The organism is Sorangiineae bacterium MSr11954, from assembly GCA_037157815.1.
Lineage (GTDB): Bacteria > Myxococcota_A > Polyangia > Polyangiales > Polyangiaceae > Pendulispora > Pendulispora albinea.
This window is the reverse complement of record CP089984.1, coordinates 8,175,258-8,193,262: the sequence shown is the minus strand read 5'-3', so window position 1 is coordinate 8,193,262 and position 18,005 is coordinate 8,175,258. Positions and strand designations below refer to the sequence as shown.

Below are 18,005 nucleotides of genomic sequence, written 5' to 3'. Positions count from 1 at the left end.
ATGAGCGACATGAGAATGATGGGGCGCGTGCCGTGCGGAGAGCAGCCTCTCGCCTCGTGCCATTCCTGATTTTGAGTTACGTGTTGAACTTTCTCGATAGGGTCAATGTCGGCTACGCGGCACTGACCATGAACGCCGAGCTTGGATTGTCATCGACCGCGTTTGGCCTCGGGGCGGGCCTCTTCTTCGTGGGTTATGCCCTATTCGAGGTTCCCAGCAATCTGATCTTGCATCGCGTGGGTGCCCGATTTTGGGTCGGGCGCATCATGGTCACGTGGGGTGTGGTCTCGGCCTCCACCGCGTTCATCCAGAACACGACGGGCTTTTATGTCGTGCGCGTCCTCCTCGGGGTGGCGGAAGCGGGACTGTTTCCTGGCCTCATATTGTACCTGAGCTACTGGTTTCCGGCCAAAGAGCGCGCCCGGATCACAGCGCTCTTTCTGTTCGCCATTCCCTTTGCCCAAGTCATCGGCGCACCGCTTTCCACCTTCATTCTTCGTACGCACGGTTGGTTGGGGTGGTCCGGCTGGCGATGGATGTTTCTTATCGAGGGCATTCCCGCCGTGCTCGTTGGAGTCGTCGTATTTGCATTTCTGACCGATCGCCCCGCACAAGCCGGTTGGTTGCCCCAAGCGGAGCGGGATGTGCTGGTGGCGCGCTTGGAGTCCGAACAACGCACGGTCGCGAGCAACCAACGCTCTTTGCTGGGCACGCTCTTGGATCCGCGCGTGGTTATTTTGAGCCTTGCATACCTAGGTATCGTCTATGCGCTCTACACAGTTTCGTTCTTTCTGCCTCAACTCATCCGCGACTTGGGCAAAGAGCACGGAACGACGCTTTCTCCCCTGGACATCGGGTTATCCATCGCCGCCCTGTATGCGGTCTCCGCCTTTGGGATGTGGTGGTGGTCCCGTCACTCGGATCGCACCGGCGAGAGACTCTGGCACATCGCAGGTCCGGCCTTTCTCGGGGCCATCGCCACGTTGCCCCAGCTCTATTTGCCACCGTCGACCTTCCTCGTGCTCGCTGGGGTCGCGCTCCTATCCATCGGAACGTTTGCAGCCCTGCCGGCCTTTTGGTCCGTGGCGCCCACGATGTTTGCCGGGGGCGCGCTGGCCGCGGCCATCGGCTTGATCAACTCCTTCGGCAACCTCGGCGGCTTTCTCGGTCCCTATGTGACCGGCTCGCTCAAAGACCAAACCGGCGACTTCCGCTCCGGGCTCATCGCCGCCGGTGGTGCCATGGCCTTCGCCGGCCTGGCGGCGCTCACCCTGGGCAAGCTCGCGCCGCGCGCTGCGCGGATCGTCGCCCACGCCGAGTCCTCGTAGTCGGTCGCGCCGAATCCTCGTCGTCGCGCGGCGCCGAATCTTGGTCGGCGAAGCGCGGCTACTCGCTGCAGTCTTCCTTGATGCAGTCCGTATCGAGCCACCAGGGGTGCGTGGTGGTGGCGTCGAGCTCCTCGGTCGTCTTGAAGACCTCGTATTTGCCCGTCATGGCCGCGGCGCGGGTTCGGGTGAGGAGCTCGCGGATCTCGGAGCGCGTCATCGGCTGGAAGGAGCGCGCGGCGTGAATGGCTTGATCGAGGATCGGCATGCTGTCGCAGCCCGCGATCACCACCGAGGTGGGCAAGGTCATCGCATAGCGCAGGCACTCGCGCGCGTTCACCACGCCGCTCTGCAAGATGACCCCGTTGCCGGTCGACTTCATCCCCAAAACGCCGATGCCCTTGCGCAGCAGCACCGGCAGCACCCGATGCTCGAAGCTTCGGAAGTGCGCGTCCATCACGTTCAGCGGCATCTGCACGGTGTCGAAGCGAAAGTCGTACGCGTCGGCGATCTGGAGCATCTTCAGGTGGATGCTCGGATCCTTGTGCCCCGTAAAGCCGATGAAGCGAAGCTTGCCGGCCTTGCGGGCCTCGACCAGCGCCTCGACCCCGCCCTCTTTGAACGCGCGCTCCGGATCGCTGTCGCGGATCACCTCGTGGATCTGCACCAGATCGATGCGATCGGTGCCCAGCCGGCGGAGCGATTGCTCGAGCTGCCCGAGGGCGGACGTCTTCGTGCGCCCATCGAGCTTGGTCATCAAGAACGCCTTCTCGCGGCGCCCGCCCCGCAGCGCCTTGCCCATGCGGCGCTCGGCCTCGCCATCGTGATAGTCCCAACAGTTATCGAGAAAATCGATCCCGCGCTCCAGCGCCGCGTGAACGATGCGAATGGACTCGCTCTCGTCCTTCGGCACCGCCATATGCCATCCTCCCAATCCCACCATCGACACCGAGACACCCGTTCGGCCGAGCTTCCGCCGCGGAATGCGCTCATGCTTTGCGTCAATCGACGATGACGAAATGCCATCCGCCTCGTTGTTTGCGTGAAGCGCCCGTGTCCCGTTTTCCGTATTAGGCTCGCTCGAATCGCTTCCGTTTCCCGTTTGCGGATCCGGTGCGTCCTGCGCATTTTCCGCGCAGGCGCCCGCGAGGAGCGTGGCGGCCATCGAACCGAGGAAGGTGCGGCGGGGGATTTCGGCGCTCATGCCGCGAGCTTCGCATGACTACGTGCGCGCTAATATCGTTTTTGCCATATCAGATCGATCATCGAGCTTCCCTTGTCACCAACTGTCGTCTCCACCGACCAATTGCGCCGGAATCGCCAATCGATGGTGGCGAGATTTCGGTCCGGTTGATCGAATGGCAGCCGGCCGAATACGGTGGCGAGCTGCAGGGAAATCGAGCGCGAAATTTGGAATTCGACCTCGGGACGCGGATTGGCCGAGCTGGAAGTATCCAAGCGAACCGTGACGACGTCGCTCCCCGTGAGGCCCTCGAGCGCCTTGTTGAGACCTTGCGTCGCGAACCCACCTCCCATTCCTACCGCTTGCGTGGTGGCGCTCGCCGCCCGTCGTTTCGGCGCGGTTCCGCTTTGATCGGTCCCATAAAGGATCAGCGCCAGAATCTCGTTTTGCGAGCGCGAAGGCTCCGAGCGCAGGTTCACTTTGCCCGTCTTGATCGGTCCGACGAAGTCGGCATACACACGCGTCCCTTGCGGCGCCGTCCAGCCCGCGGTCACCGAGGCCACGGGGTTGGTGGGATCGCCCGTGAAGGTCACCGTGCCCTTTTCGATCTCGAAGCGCTTGCCCTGCACCTCCAGGGTGCCCCCGAGCAGCCGAATTTGCCCGCTCATCTTGGTCTCCGCGTTGACGGAGACATTGGTCTCGCCATCCATCTGCACCCGCAGACCCGTGCCGCGCTTGATCTCCACGTCGTGTCCCAGCTTCGTGCGGATGACCAGCTTCGTTTCGGCCCCCGGCGGTGTGGGGGGAGGAGGATCGTACTCCTGGGGTGTGAGCGGTAGGAGCGTGAGCTGGTGCGGCGTGCGCTGGACGCCGACCCGGATCTTCTCCGCGCGATCGAGCTCCAGAACGTCGTGGCTCGAGGTGTCGGGCAGCTTGAAGCGCAGCTCCGGCACATTGACGTCGACATTCGTCGTCTTGCGATCCGCCGTCGCGCGCACCTCGACCTTGCCGTAGACCTCCCCCAGCTCTTCGCCGTGCAGGCTGATGGGAAAGGCCTCGTTGCTCGGGATCTCCAGGTTGGCGCTCGCCTCGGTGAGCCGCACCCCCGCCAGCCGCACGGACGCATCGCCGCGCAGATGGCCTTCGTCGGTCCTTGCCTCGATGTCCTCGATGCGCACGCGCCCGCCGCGATCGATGATCACGTTGGCGTGCAGCCCCTGCAGCTTTTCGCCCAAGATCGGGAGCTCGACGGAGCCTTCGCTGAGGACGATGTTCCCCTCCATCGTGGGGCGCTCCTCGCCCTCTTCGGAATCGTCCGGGCCGCCCTTCGCCTGCGCGGCCGTGGGCGGTGGTAGGTACACGCGGGCGTCGGCGTGGATGCGGCCATCGAGATCGCTGACCTGGGGCTGCACGAATGGCAAAAAGGCGGCCACCCGGAACGCGTTGGCCTTGACCTCGGCCTCGATGGGCGTGGTGCGATCGAGCACCGGCACCACCCGCGCGCCCCAGAGGACGCGGCCCCGAACGTCCACCTGCGCAAAGCCGTCTTTTTGATCGAAGCGCAGGCTGGTGCGCGCGCCCTTGTCGTCGATGTTGGTGGAGACCTTGACCCCCGTGTACTCCGCGCGCCCGACCCGCAGACCGTCCAGGCGAATCTCGGAGTGCGCCGTCGCCGCGCGATGCAGATCCTTCAGCTCGAAGTCGCCGCTGAGGCGCCCGCGCATATGGCGGTCGGCGAAGAACGCGACGCTCTCCAGCGGAAAGCTCCGGATCTTCGCGTAGGCCGTCGCGTCCCACGCCGGGCCCTTGGCCGGCGGGTGCAAGAGCTCGGACGCGCGCACATGGCCGTCGCCGTGGAGCGCGAACACCTCGACCGGGGTCGCGCTCTTCGGGCCGCCGTGCGGGGGCAAGCGCACCGAGAGCCCCAGCTGCGCTTTGCCTGCGTTGTACTGCGCGAGCAGGTCGACGGTCGTGGCCGGGTAGTCGGCGCCCCGTTGCCGCTTGACGTCGTAGGTGTGGGCGTCGAGCGCGATGCGCGGCTCGAGGGCCGTCCCCTCGGCGCGCAAGGTGAGCTCCACCTCGCCCGCGAGGCCCGCGGTGCCGAGCACCAGCGGCAGCGAATCGAGCCTTCGACGTGGCACGGTGAGCTTGGCCGACCAGGGCGCCTTCTCGAGCATGGCCATCGCTTGGTTCGCGTTGCCGGCCATCTCGCTTCGAACGAGCTTGTGGTACGGGAGCTGGCCGCTCGCCTCGAGCTCCAGCAGCGACGCGTGCGCGTCCACGACCTTGGCGGAGAGCTGGCTCTTGCCGTCCTCGCCGTCGATTTTGGCCTCGAGCGCCAGATCCACCCCGGTGAGGCTCCACGCCGGCGGCTTCACCACCTGCTCCATCGGCTTCCCGTTGACCTCGACCTTGGTGTCGACCGGGGGCGGCGTGCGCGCCACCAGCGCCAGCTTCTCGGTGCGCACCGAGAGCTCGAGATCCGGCTCTTCGTGGGCTTGATCGCGGCCCACGTCGAGCTCCACCAAGAGCGTGCCGCCCACGGGGCGGAAGGGGAGGGTCGCCGGAAGAACGTCGGTCAGCTCGTCGATGTCCAGGTTGCTCTCGATGTGCGCCTTGCCGATCACCTTCTCCCACGAGCTCGGATCGAGCGGGGAGCCGGGGAGGACCAAGGTCGAGGTATCGAGATCGACGGTCCCGTGCTTGGCCGACTCGGCGTGCGCAGAGGCGATCACGTGCTTGTCGTCGAAGGTCGCGCGCAGATCCGCGTGGGCATCTTCGACATGGCCCACCGCCGCGTGCTTCAAGTCGAGGACCACCGTGCCATCGACCCCCTTGGGGTGCACCACCAAGTCCACGTCGCAGTCGAGGCTCCCCGCGCGGATCAAGCTGGGATCGAGGCGCGCGAGGCGGGCCACGCTGGCGATGTCGAGGCCCTTGTTCTGCAAGCGCAGCCGGATGCCTTCGCGGTTTCGCTCGGCGCGCACCACGGTCGGCTCGCCCAGCCCCTCGATGACCGTGTCCTCCACCAGGATGCCCGACTTGGCGATGTGGATGCGCTTGGCCCGCGTGACCATCGCGATCTCGGGCTCCACCACGTCCAAGCGAACATGGCGCAAGGTCACGTCTTCGCCGGCGATCTCCACGGCGGCCGCGATCTCGAGCCGGGTCTCGTCGTCGCCGTGCGCGACCGCGCCGATCACCGGCGCCGTGACCGGCCCGCGCACCTGCACGTCCACCTCGGAGAAGTGCCGCCCGCCCGCTTCGAGATCGTGCCCCTCCACATTGACGTCGACGAAGGGCTTCGCGAGCTCGCCCGTGACCCTCCCGCCCAGGTGCACGCTTCCAAGCGCGACGCCCTCGCGCTCGATCCCCCGGGCATCCACGTCGACCCGCGCGTCGATGGTCGGGCTGCCGAGCACGATGTTCCCGCGCGTATGAATGTCGGCCGAGCCCCGGGCGATGGGGCCCACCCGCGCGATGCCCTGCAAATTGTCGATGTGCGTGTGCGTTTCGAAGTGGACGATGGGCTCCGTCCCATGCCGCCCGAGCGACGCGCGGATCTCCGTGGGCGCGCCCACCTCGCCCACATGGCCGCGCACCGTGACGTTTTCGCCCTCGACCTTTCCGCCCAGGCGTACCGCCGGAACGCGCTGGCCCGCCACCTCCCCCGGCAAAACGCGCACCGTGTACGTCCCGTGCGGCGCGCCTTTTTCATCGAGCCGGATCGAGGCTTTGACGTCGGCCGAGAGATCCGAAGCCGGTCCCGCAGGCGAAAAAGCGCGCACATCGATGTCGCGCGCCTCGGCCGCGAGCTCCGCGGAGATGGTCGGGCCCAGCCGGAGATCGCCGGTGGCGTGGAGCTTCGCCTTGCCCACCCCGACGTCGGCGGTGATCGCCAGCTGCGGCAGGGTGCCATGCGCCTCCGCATGGACCTTGGCGTCGTCGTTCCACTCCACCTCGGGGACGAGGGTGCGAAGCTGCTCTTTCGAAGCGTGGGGAATGTCGGCAACGGCGTCGACCCGCGAGCCCTTCATGGAGGCGTGCGCCGTGGCAGGCACCCCCGCAATGTCGCCGCCGAAGGTGGCCTCCAGCCCCAGCTCGGCCTCGGCGCCCGGCGGAAGATCGACGTGAAGGGTGAGCTCCCCGCGCGGATTCGCGCCTTTTGGAAGCGCGCGGGCCGTCAGGCGCGCATGCGACACGTCGATGGTGAGCCCCGGCTCCACGTTGACCCGCCCCACCACCTCGTCCAGATCGGCATCGATGGGGGGCGCGCCGCCCATTTGCCCGTGCACCCACACATGGTGGAGCACCACATTGGGGATCCCCACGTGCACCCCGCGCCCGGGTGGCTCGCTCGGCGGGCTTGGGTTGGCCGACTCGAAGGCGCGCGCGATGTTCAGCGCGCCAGAAGGATCGGTGTCGAGCGACACATGCGCGGCATCGACCCCGATGTCGGGGAGCCCGATGCGGATGTTTCCTTTCTCGAGGAGGAGCGAGCGCACCAGATCGCGCAGGTCGACCTTCACCGTCACGCCATCGAGCCACGCGACCCGCTTGCCCTCGGGATCGTCCAAGGTCGCGCCTGCGTTGGTGATCCCCGAGGGCCCGATGCGCCCGATATGCTCGATGGTGAGGGTGCCTCGAAAGGTGCCAGCGAGCGCGCGATTGACTTGCACGGCCGCGACCCTGCGGGCTGCAGGCAGATTCAAGTGGAGCAACGCCCCGCCCACGGTCGCGACGGCAAAGGTCGCGGTGGTCCCCACGATGACACCCACGGTCCCGAACGTCCGGAGGACGCGCCGCAACCTTCCCGGCATCTAGAAGCTCTCCCCGATGCCGAAGGCCAGCGCGATGGGGATGCCGAGGAACTCGTCCGGCTCGCCCTCTTGAAACTGCTCGCTGACCTTGCCTTGGGGAGCGTTCGGAGAGAGCTGCCGCAGAACCTGCATGCCCGGAATACGGTAGCCAAGATCGAGCCGTATGGGACCAACCGGCGTGTCGTAGCGCACGCCAACACCGCACGAGAGGTGGGGCCGGTTGAAACGGAAATGGACGCGCTGGGGAGAAACGTCGCTCGCGTCGCAAAATATCGCACTGCTCAGCGGACCGGACAGGGGGATGCGCGCCTCCACGGACGTCTCCCACAGGGTAAATCCGCCTACCGCAATACCGCACTCATTTCCGAGCTTGCGTGTGGTGCCGTCGGAGTTGGTGGGGAAGCAGTCGCTATCGAGCTGCAGCGACGCCAGATCGGGATTGAGAAAGGGGACGAACGCGTGCGGGCCGATGCTTCGAAGGGGATAGCCGCGGTTCGAGCTCGAACCACCGGAGAAGAGCCCGCGAAAGTACATGATCTGGAAATCGCGCGTCCGCTCGCCCCGATTGGCGTCGGTGAGCGCTTGATCCAAGTTCTCGCGCACCACCTTTCCATAATTGAATGGGAAGAGGAGCCCGACGCCCACCCGCATGGCGATGGTCATCTTGTGCGGGAGCGGGATGTAGCCGCGGATCTCCGGCTGAATTTTGATGTCCGAGGCGTCCCCGCCAAAGACGCCCCCCGCGATTTGCAAGTTGTTCCCGAGGAAGATGCCTTTGTGCGGGTGAACGCGATCGTCGCGAAGATCGAGGTTCACGATCAGCTCGGGGCTCGAGATCACCAAGGTCCGAAGCGCCGGATCGAGCTCACCGATGTAGGAGAACGGGTGGGCCACGTTCACGCTGTGAACCAGCGCGCCATAGAATTTCCCGAAGGTGCGGTCGAGACCGACGGCGATTTTGGCCTCCGCGTACCCAATGATGGAAGCCTTGTCGAGGAGCTTCTTGTCCAGCGGCGGAATGAACGGAATGACGTTGAACTCCGGGCGAATGAACCCGTTGGTCCGCGCTTCGAAGAGGCCCGGCTGCCGCAGCTCCAGCCGCAGCTTCTCCATGGGGAGCAGGTGGTGGGGCACCACGATGTTGTCGACCCGCAGCGGGTAGGTCACCACGCCGGGCCGAAACTGCACGGAGAGGGTGCGCAGGCCGCCCAGGTAATTGTGGTGCTCCCAGCCCGCGAGCAAGTGGAAGTCGGAGCGGATGATATCGAACTCCACGCCGCCGCCCAGCTTGAGGGTGCGGAGCTTCGAGGGCTCCACCTTGACGTGGACCGGAACCTCCCCCGACTCGGGGTGCGCGAGATCGGGGACCACCTCGACCGAGCTGAAGACCTGCAGATCGAGCACCGCTTGTTGGGCAGCGTCGAGATCGGCCGTCGAATACGGCTCGCCCGGCTGGATATCGAGGGCGCGCTTCACGGGGTCCAGCGGGATGGTCTCCAGCCCCTCGTAGGTGACCGCGCCAAAACGGACTTTGTGGCCTGGCGTGATGCTGAAGCTGACATCGGCCGAGTGCGCGACCAGATCGATGCTGGCGTCGCGATCGGCTTTGGCGTACGCGTACCCGCGGTCGGTCAGGGCCCGGGTGGCCGCCGTCTCCGCCTCCTTGTATTTGTCCTCGTCGAAGGGGGCGTTTCCCTTGCCGAGGTTGCGCTCGATGGCCTTGCGCACCGCTTTGGCCTCGTCGGGCGAGAGGCCCTCCGCGCCAACGAGGGTGACGTTTCGGACTCGAATCGGGGTCCCCTCTTCAACCACGATTTCGACCTGAACATGGTTCTCGGAGATGCGGGTGACCCGCCCGGCGCGGGCGTGCGCGTCGTAGTAGCCGCGGGCGCGGTAGAAGCGCTCCACGCGGGCCAGATCGCGCTGCAGCACGAAGCGGTCGAACAGCTCGTACTCGAAGACGACCCCCCGGAACATCCCCAGGAACTTGGGGGTTGCCGCGGTGGCCAGCCGCTCCTCGATGTCGGAGTCATCGACCTTGGACGCGCCGCGGATGCTCACGTCGTCGATGGCCGAGCGCCCTTTGGGAATCGACGTGCAGCCCGCCAGCATCCAAAGGAGCGCACCAAAAACGGCGACGACGAAGGGGCTGGGGCGTCGGAGGACCATGTTCGAGGGAGAGGACGACCACGCTATCGCGGCTACCGCGGAGGGTGCGGAAAACATAATGTGATGGTCGCGATGCGTGAACGTGTGAAAACGGCTCTACTACTGTCGGCGACCCTCGGTCCAATCCCGTTGCTCGGCCTGTGGCTCTTTGCCTGCGGTAGCTCGTCGCTTCCGACACCATCGTACGTGCGCCAGGAGACGTCCGCGCTGGCGGAGGTGCCTTATCCCCCGCCGCCCGCGCACGCCGAGGGCATCCCCAAACAGCCGCGGCCCGACGCCGTTTGGATCGACGGGGAATGGGTCTGGGACGGAAGGCGTTGGGCCTGGAAGCAAGGGCGCTGGGTGGTGGCCTCGCCCGGCACCAAGTTCTCGCCGTGGACGAGCGTGCGCGGGGCCGATGGCACCTTGTACTTCGCGCCCGGCGTCTGGAAGGACGCAAAGGGCCTCCCGGTCGCCGATCCCAAGCCGCTCGCGGGTGCGCGCGCCGGGAGCAGCCCGGTGGTGAGCCCCGAGGGCGAGCCCTTCCAGACGGGGCCGACCATCGTGGCCATCGAGGACGGTGGTCGCCGATGAAGGACACCTTGGTCGTCGCCGCCACGATCGTCTTTTTCGCCCTGTTCGCCACGGCGCACGTCACCATCGTGGCCGGCCTCGTGCGCAAACCCCCCCGCTGGCGCGCGCTCCTCGCGCTGGTCGCGTTCCCGTTTGCGCCTTATTTTGCCCTACGGGAGCGAATGCGCGGGCGGGCCTTTGTGTGGCTGATCGCCCTCGTCGGCTACGCGATCGCGCTCGCCTTTTCGTGGTGATCCGGGCGCTCGGGTCGCCGTTTTTCCGGCTTCCACCTCGCTCTTTGCGCGCGTTTCGTCCGCCTCGCCGGGTTCGAGCGCCGTACGGTTCGCGAAGCTGCCGTGGCGCTCCGCGTACACCCGCGCAAATTCGGCGCCGAAGAAGACGATGAGGCTCACCAGGTAGATCCACGTGAGCAGCGCCAGCACCGCGCCAACCGCGCCATAGGCGTCGTAGCTGGCCAAGGTGGTCATGTAGAGGGTGAGCAATCGCTTGGCGAGCGTGAAGAGCAGGGCAGTGAGCAGCCCGCCCCCGAGCACGTCGCGCCATTTTGCGCCACATGCGGGCACCACTTTGAAGAGCGCCGCGAACGCAAAGGTGAGAAAACCAAGGGAGACGGCGTGCTCGAGCATCGACCAGGCCCACGCGAAGGGCAGGGCATCGCGCGCCACGCTGGTGACCGCGGAGAGCGCGGTGCTCAAGATGAGCGACACCAGGAGCAAGAGCGCGGCGCCCAGGACGAGCAGCATCGCCATGGCTTTTTCCCGCACCGTTTGCAGCACCGACTCCACGATGCCCGACGACGACGGCTCGGGGCACCGCCAGATCCGGCTGAGGGCCGTATCGAGCTCGCTGAAAACGCCGCTGGCCGAGAGCACGAGGGCCACCAAGCCCACCACCATGCCGACCCCGCGCGCGGTGTGATGGTTTTGCAGGTTGCTCAGGGTTTGGTCGACCAGGCCTTGCGCGCCAGGTGCCCCCGTGGAACCGAACGAGGAGACGATCTTCGCGCGCGTCGCGTCATCGTCGCCCAGGAAAAATCCGAGGCCCGTCACTGCCAGCATGAGCAGTGGGAAAATCGAGAATAATGCGTAATAGGCGAGCGAGGCGCCCATGCGATGGCACTTGTCATCGCTCCATCGAACCGCAGCCTCTTGGAAGAGCTCGAAAACCTTTTTGAGCATATCGACCTCCGTGCCCAGGCCCAGCATGATTGCGAGCGGCTTTTTTTAGGCAAACCTCATGCTCGTGCGCTTACCAGCAGGCAACCCGAAGGCTACCGTGACGCTACCAGGTCAATATGAGCCCTCGACCCGGGCCGAGCTGCAATCGGGCATGCCCGGGCTCGGACGGTGCCTGCTTCGCGACATGATGAGGTGCACTAAACAAAGGGTGCTCATCGGAGATGCCACGGATCACCAGATCGAGCCCCCACGCCACACCGAGGCCAACCACCGCGCCAATCACGTCCCAGGTGAAATCTTTCCAGGATGGGGTGCCATGTCCGAGTCCGTCGTAAGCTTCCTTCGCCGCGCCCAGCACCAAGGTCGTACCGGCCCCGAGGAGCAAAGGGGGATACCGTGCTTCGAATTGCGTGGCCGCCAGGGTGTAGGTGCCGCTGGCGATGAGCGCTGCAACCGAAAAATGCAATACTTTATCGCGGCCGAACCAAGGATCGGGGTCCGAAGCGGCCTCCGCACGCGCAGAAGATGGGGGGAACGTTATCATCGGAAAGAGCAACCCAAAAACGAGAACGGCCACTCGCAATCGAACGAGGGAAGACGGGTTTCGCATGGCCCGTGTCCGATTAGCATGCGTTGGCGCAGCAAGCGTGCCGACAGACTCGGCTTCACCTCGCCCTTCCGGTGCCGTTCGCGTATTCTTCACCCGTTTTCATAATGCGCCCTGTTCCCAACGAGTCGAAGATCCCCGCGGGGACCCTGCTGGTCGGGAAGTATCGCGTCACGCGCGAGATCGGCCGCGGTGGCATGGCGGCCGTTTACGAGGCGGAGCAGACGACCTTGAACAAGAAGGTCGCGGTCAAGGTGCTCGCGGCCGAGCTCTCGGCCTCCAGCATCGTGATCGAGCGCTTCTTCCGTGAGGCGCGCGCCGCCGCCAGCGTTCGCAGCCCCTACATCGTCGATGTCTACGACTCCGGGCGCCTCGAGGATGGCCGCCCCTTCATCTGCATGGAGCTGCTCGAGGGCGAGTCGCTCTACGATCGCATGGCGCGCCTGCGCCTCATCGATCCCGAGACCACGGTGCGCATCATCACCCAATGCGCCAAAGGGCTCTCCAAGGCCCATGCGGCCGGGATCGTCCACCGCGATCTGAAGCCGGAGAACATCTTCCTCATCAAGACCGAGGAGGGCGGCGAGATCAGCAAGCTCCTCGACTTCGGCCTCGCCAAGTTCTACGCGCCCGTCGCCCCCGACGTGAAAACCGCGCGCCTGACCCGTGAGGGCGCAGTGTTCGGTACACCGGCTTATATGTCGCCGGAACAGGTGAAAGGTCAGGGGTCGGTCGACCATCGCGCCGATTTATGGGCGCTCGGCTGCATGGCCTTCGAGTGCCTCATTGGCCGGCCGGTCTGGAACACCGAGCAAGGCGTGGCGATGACCTTCGCCGCCATCGCCACCGCGCCCATCCCCGTTCCCTCCAAGCTCCGCCCCGATCTGCCGGCCACCTTCGACGCGTGGTTCTTCAAGGCGCTGGAGCGCGATCCCGATCATCGCTTCCAAGACGCCAAAGAGCTCTCCGAGGCGCTGGTGCAAGCCTTCGAGCGGCAGGCCGTTCCTGCCGTGGCTGTCGCGGCGGCGGCGGCGCGCGCCTCCCGCGCCTCGCTCAGCGAGCGGCACGATCCCGAGGGGCTCGAGACCACGGTGGTGCGCCATGCCGCGCACTCGGCCGAGGAGAACATGATGGGCGGCGGCGCCGTGGTGCGCGCGGCCTATGCCGGTGCGGGGGCAGGGGTCGCGCTCTCGCTCACCCCGCCCGTCGCGGGCGCGGCCGATCCCGGGGTGGCGGCCGAGTTTTTCAACGACGCGAATGGGCGCCGTCCGGGGCTCGCGGTGTCCCCGCGGCCTGGCATGTTCGCCAGCGGCGCGGAGAGCTTGGGCGCGAGCGTTCCCGAGATTTCCCCTGGGCGAACGCCGTCCGCGGGCTCGGCGTCGCAGGTGCTCCCGGCGCCGCCGCCCTCGGCATTTCGTTGGGTCTTCTCGTCGGCGGCGCTGGTGGGCGGCTCGGTGGCGGCGTTCGTCGTTTGGACCAACATGCTCAAGCCGCAGGTGTTCAATCCCACGGTGGCATCGACGGCGACGATGGCACCGATCGCCGGCCCATCGGGCAGCCCGTCGAACGTGCCGCCCGTCGACGAGCCCAAGTGGATGACCGCCTTTGCCGACGGGCAAAAGCTCTTTGCCGCCGGCGACATCCCCGGCGCGCTTCGCCGGCTCAAAGACGCGCAGGAGCTGGGCGGAAACACGCCCGGCGGCGGCGCCGCATTGGCCGCCCGCGGCTTGGCCGATCAGATCCGCGCGGTCCCCGTATCGCGCAACCTCTGCAAGCCGGTCGCCTTTTCGCACCCGCGCTTCGGGCCCTTGAGCAACATCGGTCGCCCGGCCATCGCGAGCGTCGAAAAGGGAACCTTGGTCGCGTGGACCGACGATCACGAGGAGGCGGGGCACTACCACGTCTACTCCGTGGTCCTCGACGACGTGGGCCGCCCGCAGTCCGCTTCGCGTGATCTGACCCCCGAGGCCAGCGAGGTGATGCGCCCCGGCCTGCTCACCGTCAACGACCGCGCCGTCCTCTACTACTGGGACAAAACCGGCGGCGACGCGGGGGTGCGCGTGCGCTGGATCGATCCGAACGGGCGCATCGGCGGCGCGAGCACCTTGGTCGGCGCCGAGCGCGCGGGCAACTTCTACCCCGCGCTGGATCGCGCTCCCGACGGCTTCTATGTGGCCTGGCAGGACGACCGCGACAAAGAGGGCGACGATCTCTTCCTGCGAAAGCTCTCCAACGATCTCGAGCCGCAGGGCAACGAGGTGCGCCTCACCGATTACCTCTCGGTGGGCGGCCGCAACGCCAGCGCCCGATACCCCGGGCTCGCCATCGCCAGCAACGCCGTCTTCGTGGTGTACAAACTGGAGCGCGAGCCGCAGCACACCATCGCGCGCATGCGCCTCAAGCTCGGCACCGCCGAGCTGAAAAAGGGCCTCGACGAGCGCACCACACCGGGGCCGAAAGGCGGCGGGCTCGATCGCGAGCTCGGGGACGTGGCCATCGTCAACGAGGACAAGCTCCCGGGCGATCAGCCCGTGATCGCGTGCGGCGCCGAGGGCTGCTTCATCGCGTGGCACGGTGAAAAAGGCGGCGCCTACGCGGCCATGGTCGAGCCGGCGGGAGGACGCGTCCTCTGGCGCAAGAAGCTGGGCGACAAGAGCTCGCACCCCTCGCTGGGCGTGGGGACCGATGGCGTGGTGCAGCTCGCCTACTACGACGCCGGCCGGATCAAGATGGCGCCGCTCACCCGCGATGGGGTCGGCGTGGCCAGCGTGATCGGCAAGGTGCTCGGCGATCAGCCTCGCCCGGCCATTGCCCCGGGGCGCGCCAAGGGGGAATGGTCCCTCGCGTGGCAAGACTTCGAGGCCGGTCACACCGAAGCGTACGCCGCCCGCGTGGTATGCCGTCCGTAGTCCCTCGTCTGCCTCGTTTTTCATCGCTCGTCGTTCCGTGGCCTATCGCGTAAGTCCTTCCCCAACGACCCCCGAGCGTCCGCCCGTCGATGGGCGCGCGATCCTGGAAGCGCTGGGCGTGTCGGCGGTGGTGACCTTGCTCGTCACCGTGGCCGCGTCGCTCCTGCCCGACCGGTACGTGGCGTCGGCCGTTGGCTTTACCTTTCTCGGCGCGACCTGGTGGCTCGTGTGGTCGCGCGACGACGCCAGGGTGGCGCATTTCGGTCTGGCGTTCGGCGGGCTCGTGCTGCCCGGAAAGCTCGACATCGGCCGGCTCGTTGGGAGCTTTGCGCGCGCGCTGGGCTGGGCGGTGCTGTTCGCCGCCATCACCTTCGTGCCCTTTTGGCTCGGATGGCGCTGGTGGTGGAGGGCCGCCGGCGACTTTCATCTGCGCTGGGAGACCATCGATCCAAGCCTCTTCAACGAGCTCCTCGGGCAACTGCTGATCATCGCGCTGCCGGAGGAGGCCTTCTACCGCGGCTACCTGCAGACCCGGCTCGACGACGCCATCCCGGCGCGCGTTCGCATTCTGGGCGCGTCGGTGACCCCGGGCCTCGTCATCGCGAGCATCGTCTTCGCGCTCGGTCACTTTGCGACCATTCGCACGGCGCCGCGCCTGGCGGTCTTCTTTCCGGCGCTCGTCTTCGGGTGGTTGCGCGCGCGGACGGGCGGCGTGGGCGCGGGCATTCTTTTTCACGCGACGTGCAATATGTTCTCCATGCTCCTCGGTCGAGGGTATGGAGTCTATTGATGCCGCGCGCCGCCCTCTTCGACATGGATCGCACCTTGGTGCGACGAGAGACCGCCAGCTTGTACATTCGCTACCAGCGCACCATCGGCGAGGCCACCTGGCGTGACGCCGCCCGCGTTTCGTATTGGGTGCTCCTCTACACGTTCGGCGTGATCGACGCCCCGGGCGTGGCCGCCAAGGTGATGCGCGGCTTCGCGGGCATGCCCGAAACCGTGCTCGCCTCGCGCTGCGACGACTGGTTTCGCCGCTATGTCGAAGAGCACGTGGCCGACCGCGGGCGCGCGGCGGTGGCGCAGCACCTCGCGCAAGGGGATATCGTAGCCATCGCCACCGGCGCATCGCCCTACGCGGCGCGCCCTCTGGCGCGGCGGCTCGGCATCCAGCACATCGTCTCGAGCGAGCTCGAGGTCGGCCGCGATGGCCGCTTCACGGGCCGGGCCCTGGAGCCTCTGGCGTATGGCGCGGGCAAGGTCGTGCGCGCCGCGCGCCTGGCCGAATCGCTTGGTTTTAGCTTGAAAGATTCGGTCTTCTACACCGATTCGTTCACCGATCTGCCGCTCCTGGAGGCGGTTGGCGAGCAGGTCGTGGTCAACCCCGATCCGCGCCTCCTCCGGCTGGCGCGCCGCCGCGGTTGGCGCATCGAAGCGTGGTGACCGCAGGGAGCCTCCGCGCCGAGATGGTCCAGGGCGCCCGCGCGCCCTAGTATGAGCGCATGTCTTTCGAACTTCCCTCGGTCGTCGTCGACAAGATTGTGGACCTGGCACTTTACGAGGATCTCGCGGCCGGCGATCTCACCACCGAAGCATGCATCGACCCGGAGGCGGAGGCCGTCGCCCACGCCGTGGCGCGCAAGGAGCTCGTCGCCTGCGGCGGCCCCGTGTACCGCAGGGTGTTTCAGCGGATTCACCCCCTGCTCGAGGTGACCGACGCGGTGGAGGAGGGCACCTTGGTCAAGCCCGGAACGCGGCTTTGGACGGTGCAGGGCCGCGCGCGCGCCATCTTGATGGGCGAGCGCACCGCCTTGAACCTGGTGCAGCGCATGTGCGGCATCGCCACCTTGACCCGCACCTATGTGAGCGCCCTCCCGCCTGGCAGCCGCACCCGCATCATCGACACGCGCAAGACCACGCCCGGCCTTCGCGTCCTCGAGCGCTACGCCGTGCGCGCCGGCGGCGGAAAGAACCACCGCGACAACCTGGGCTCGGCGGTGCTCATCAAGGACAACCACGTGGTGGCGGCCGGCGGCATCAAAGAGGCCATCCGCCGTGCGCGCGAGCGCTCGCCGCACACCGGCAAGGTCGAGTGCGAGGTCGACTCGCTCGACCAGCTCGACGAAGCGCTGGAGGCAGGCGCCGACATCGTCTTGCTCGACAACATGTCCACCGCCGACGTGATCGAAGGCGTGCGCCGCGCGCGCGGCAAGGCGCTGGTCGAAGCCTCCGGCAGCATCACCCTGCCGCGCATCACCGAGCTCGGGCAGGCCGGGGTCGACGCCATCTCCGTGGGCGCGCTGACGCACTCGGCGCCGGCCGCCGACATCGGGCTCGACTTCGAATGACCGTCGCGAGCGATCTGCTCCCCATCCCGGCGCTCTTGCGCCAGCGCGGCATCGCCCTGGGGGGGCCGCTCACGGTGCTCGAAGAGACCACGTCGACCAACGACGAGGCCAAGCGCGCGGCCAAGGTCGGCGCACCCCACGGCGCCACGTGGATCAGCGAGTCGCAGACCGCGGGCCGCGGCCGCCAAGGCCGCCAGTGGATCTCCCCGCGCGGCGAGAACGTCTTGCTCTCGGTGCTCGCGCGCATCCCATGCCCGCCGCCGCGGCTGCCGCTTTTGTCGCTGGTGGCGGGCCTCGCATCGCGCGACGCCATCGCCCGCGCCGCGCCGGAGGCCGACGTGCGCGTCAAGTGGCCCAACGATGTGGTCATCGACGGGCGCAAGGTCTCGGGCGTCCTCGTGGAGGCGCAGTTCGCGGCGAGCCACGTGGAGTCGTTGGTGATTGGCGTGGGGATGAATGTGCACACCCGCGTCTTTCCGGAGGCCATCGCCAACCTCGCCACCTCGGTGGCGCTGCATACCGCGGCGCTGCCCGACCGCGCCGCGCTGGTGGTCGATCTGCTCGAGGGCCTCGCCCGCGATCTTCCGTTGGTGGCGGCGCACGGCCTGGGCCCCGTGCACGAGCGCCTCGTCGCCGTCGATGCGCTACGGGGCCGGCGCGTTTGCAGCGATCCATCGGGAACCTTTGGCATCGCGGACGGCATCGACATCGAAGGCCGTCTCTTGGTGCGCGATGAACATGGAAACGTGCAGCGCTACGTGGCCGGGGAGATCCATTTGGTCAGTGGAATTTTGTAGTATGGAATGGGCTCTAATCGCATAACGGATCACACACACTTTTAGCCCACTGTGGCGATTTGCCGTGGCAGCGGTTCGCGAGGGGAGCCGAAGTCA

12 protein-coding genes are annotated in these 18,005 nt (G+C 67.0%); 7 read left to right on the top strand and 5 right to left on the bottom strand.

Annotated elements, in window-relative coordinates:
• Positions 1-80: 80 nt before the first annotated feature.
• Positions 81-1,328, top strand: coding sequence for an MFS transporter (locus tag LZC94_31690; protein ID WXB12400.1), 1,248 nt, complete (start codon positions 81-83; stop codon positions 1,326-1,328).
• 58 nt (positions 1,329-1,386) lie between these two features.
• Here LZC94_31690 and LZC94_31685 read toward each other — a convergent pair whose 3' ends face one another.
• The 3 genes from LZC94_31685 to LZC94_31675 are packed head-to-tail and all read right to left on the bottom strand — an operon-like array spanning position 1,387 to position 9,497.
• Positions 1,387-2,529 (bottom strand): aldo/keto reductase, encoded by a 1,143-nt coding sequence (locus LZC94_31685; protein WXB12399.1) that lies wholly within the window; start codon positions 2,527-2,529, stop codon positions 1,387-1,389.
• A gap of 29 nt (positions 2,530-2,558) precedes the next feature.
• Positions 2,559-7,328 carry a translocation/assembly module TamB gene (locus LZC94_31680; GenBank protein ID WXB12398.1) on the bottom strand — a complete coding sequence of 1,590 codons (4,770 nt, stop codon included), beginning with the start codon at positions 7,326-7,328 and terminating at the stop codon, positions 2,559-2,561.
• Positions 7,329-9,497, bottom strand: coding sequence for a BamA/TamA family outer membrane protein (locus LZC94_31675; protein ID WXB12397.1), 2,169 nt, complete (start codon positions 9,495-9,497; stop codon positions 7,329-7,331).
• Positions 9,498-9,581: 84 nt separating this feature from the next.
• Here LZC94_31675 and LZC94_31670 point away from each other — a divergent pair, with 84 nt between their 5' ends.
• Positions 9,582-10,070, top strand: a complete 489-nt coding sequence (locus tag LZC94_31670; protein ID WXB12396.1) for a YXWGXW repeat-containing protein — start codon at positions 9,582-9,584, stop codon at positions 10,068-10,070.
• Positions 10,071-10,219: 149 nt separating this feature from the next.
• Here LZC94_31670 and LZC94_31665 read toward each other — a convergent pair whose 3' ends face one another.
• Positions 10,220-11,248, bottom strand: coding sequence for a YihY/virulence factor BrkB family protein (locus LZC94_31665; GenBank protein ID WXB12395.1), 1,029 nt, complete (start codon positions 11,246-11,248; stop codon positions 10,220-10,222).
• Between the two features lie 103 nt (positions 11,249-11,351).
• Entirely contained in the window at positions 11,352-11,792 is a 441-nt protein-coding gene (locus LZC94_31660; GenBank protein ID WXB12394.1) for a hypothetical protein, read from the bottom strand.
• Positions 11,793-11,962: 170 nt separating this feature from the next.
• Between LZC94_31660 and LZC94_31655 the strand changes: the two genes are divergently transcribed.
• From LZC94_31655 to LZC94_31635, 5 genes are read left to right on the top strand one after another with little or no spacing between them, the layout of a single operon-like run.
• On the top strand, positions 11,963-14,764 hold the full coding sequence (locus LZC94_31655; GenBank protein WXB12393.1) for a serine/threonine protein kinase: 2,802 nt from the start codon (positions 11,963-11,965) through the stop codon (positions 14,762-14,764).
• A 37-nt stretch (positions 14,765-14,801) separates the two neighbouring features.
• Positions 14,802-15,554, top strand: coding sequence for an MrtC family glutamic-type intramembrane protease (gene mrtC / locus LZC94_31650; GenBank protein ID WXB12392.1), 753 nt, complete (start codon positions 14,802-14,804; stop codon positions 15,552-15,554).
• Positions 15,554-16,207, top strand: coding sequence for an HAD-IB family hydrolase (locus tag LZC94_31645; GenBank protein WXB12391.1), 654 nt, complete (start codon positions 15,554-15,556; stop codon positions 16,205-16,207). Before mrtC ends, LZC94_31645 begins: the two co-directional genes overlap by 1 nt.
• Before the next feature lie 59 nt (positions 16,208-16,266).
• Positions 16,267-17,112 (top strand): carboxylating nicotinate-nucleotide diphosphorylase, encoded by an 846-nt coding sequence (nadC, locus tag LZC94_31640; GenBank protein WXB12390.1) that lies wholly within the window; start codon positions 16,267-16,269, stop codon positions 17,110-17,112.
• The gene (locus LZC94_31635) at positions 17,109-17,909 is read left to right on the top strand and encodes a biotin--[acetyl-CoA-carboxylase] ligase (protein WXB12389.1); all 801 of its coding nucleotides are present in this window, start codon (positions 17,109-17,111) and stop codon (positions 17,907-17,909) included. Before nadC ends, LZC94_31635 begins: the two co-directional genes overlap by 4 nt.
• The last annotated feature ends 96 nt before the right edge of the window (positions 17,910-18,005 follow it).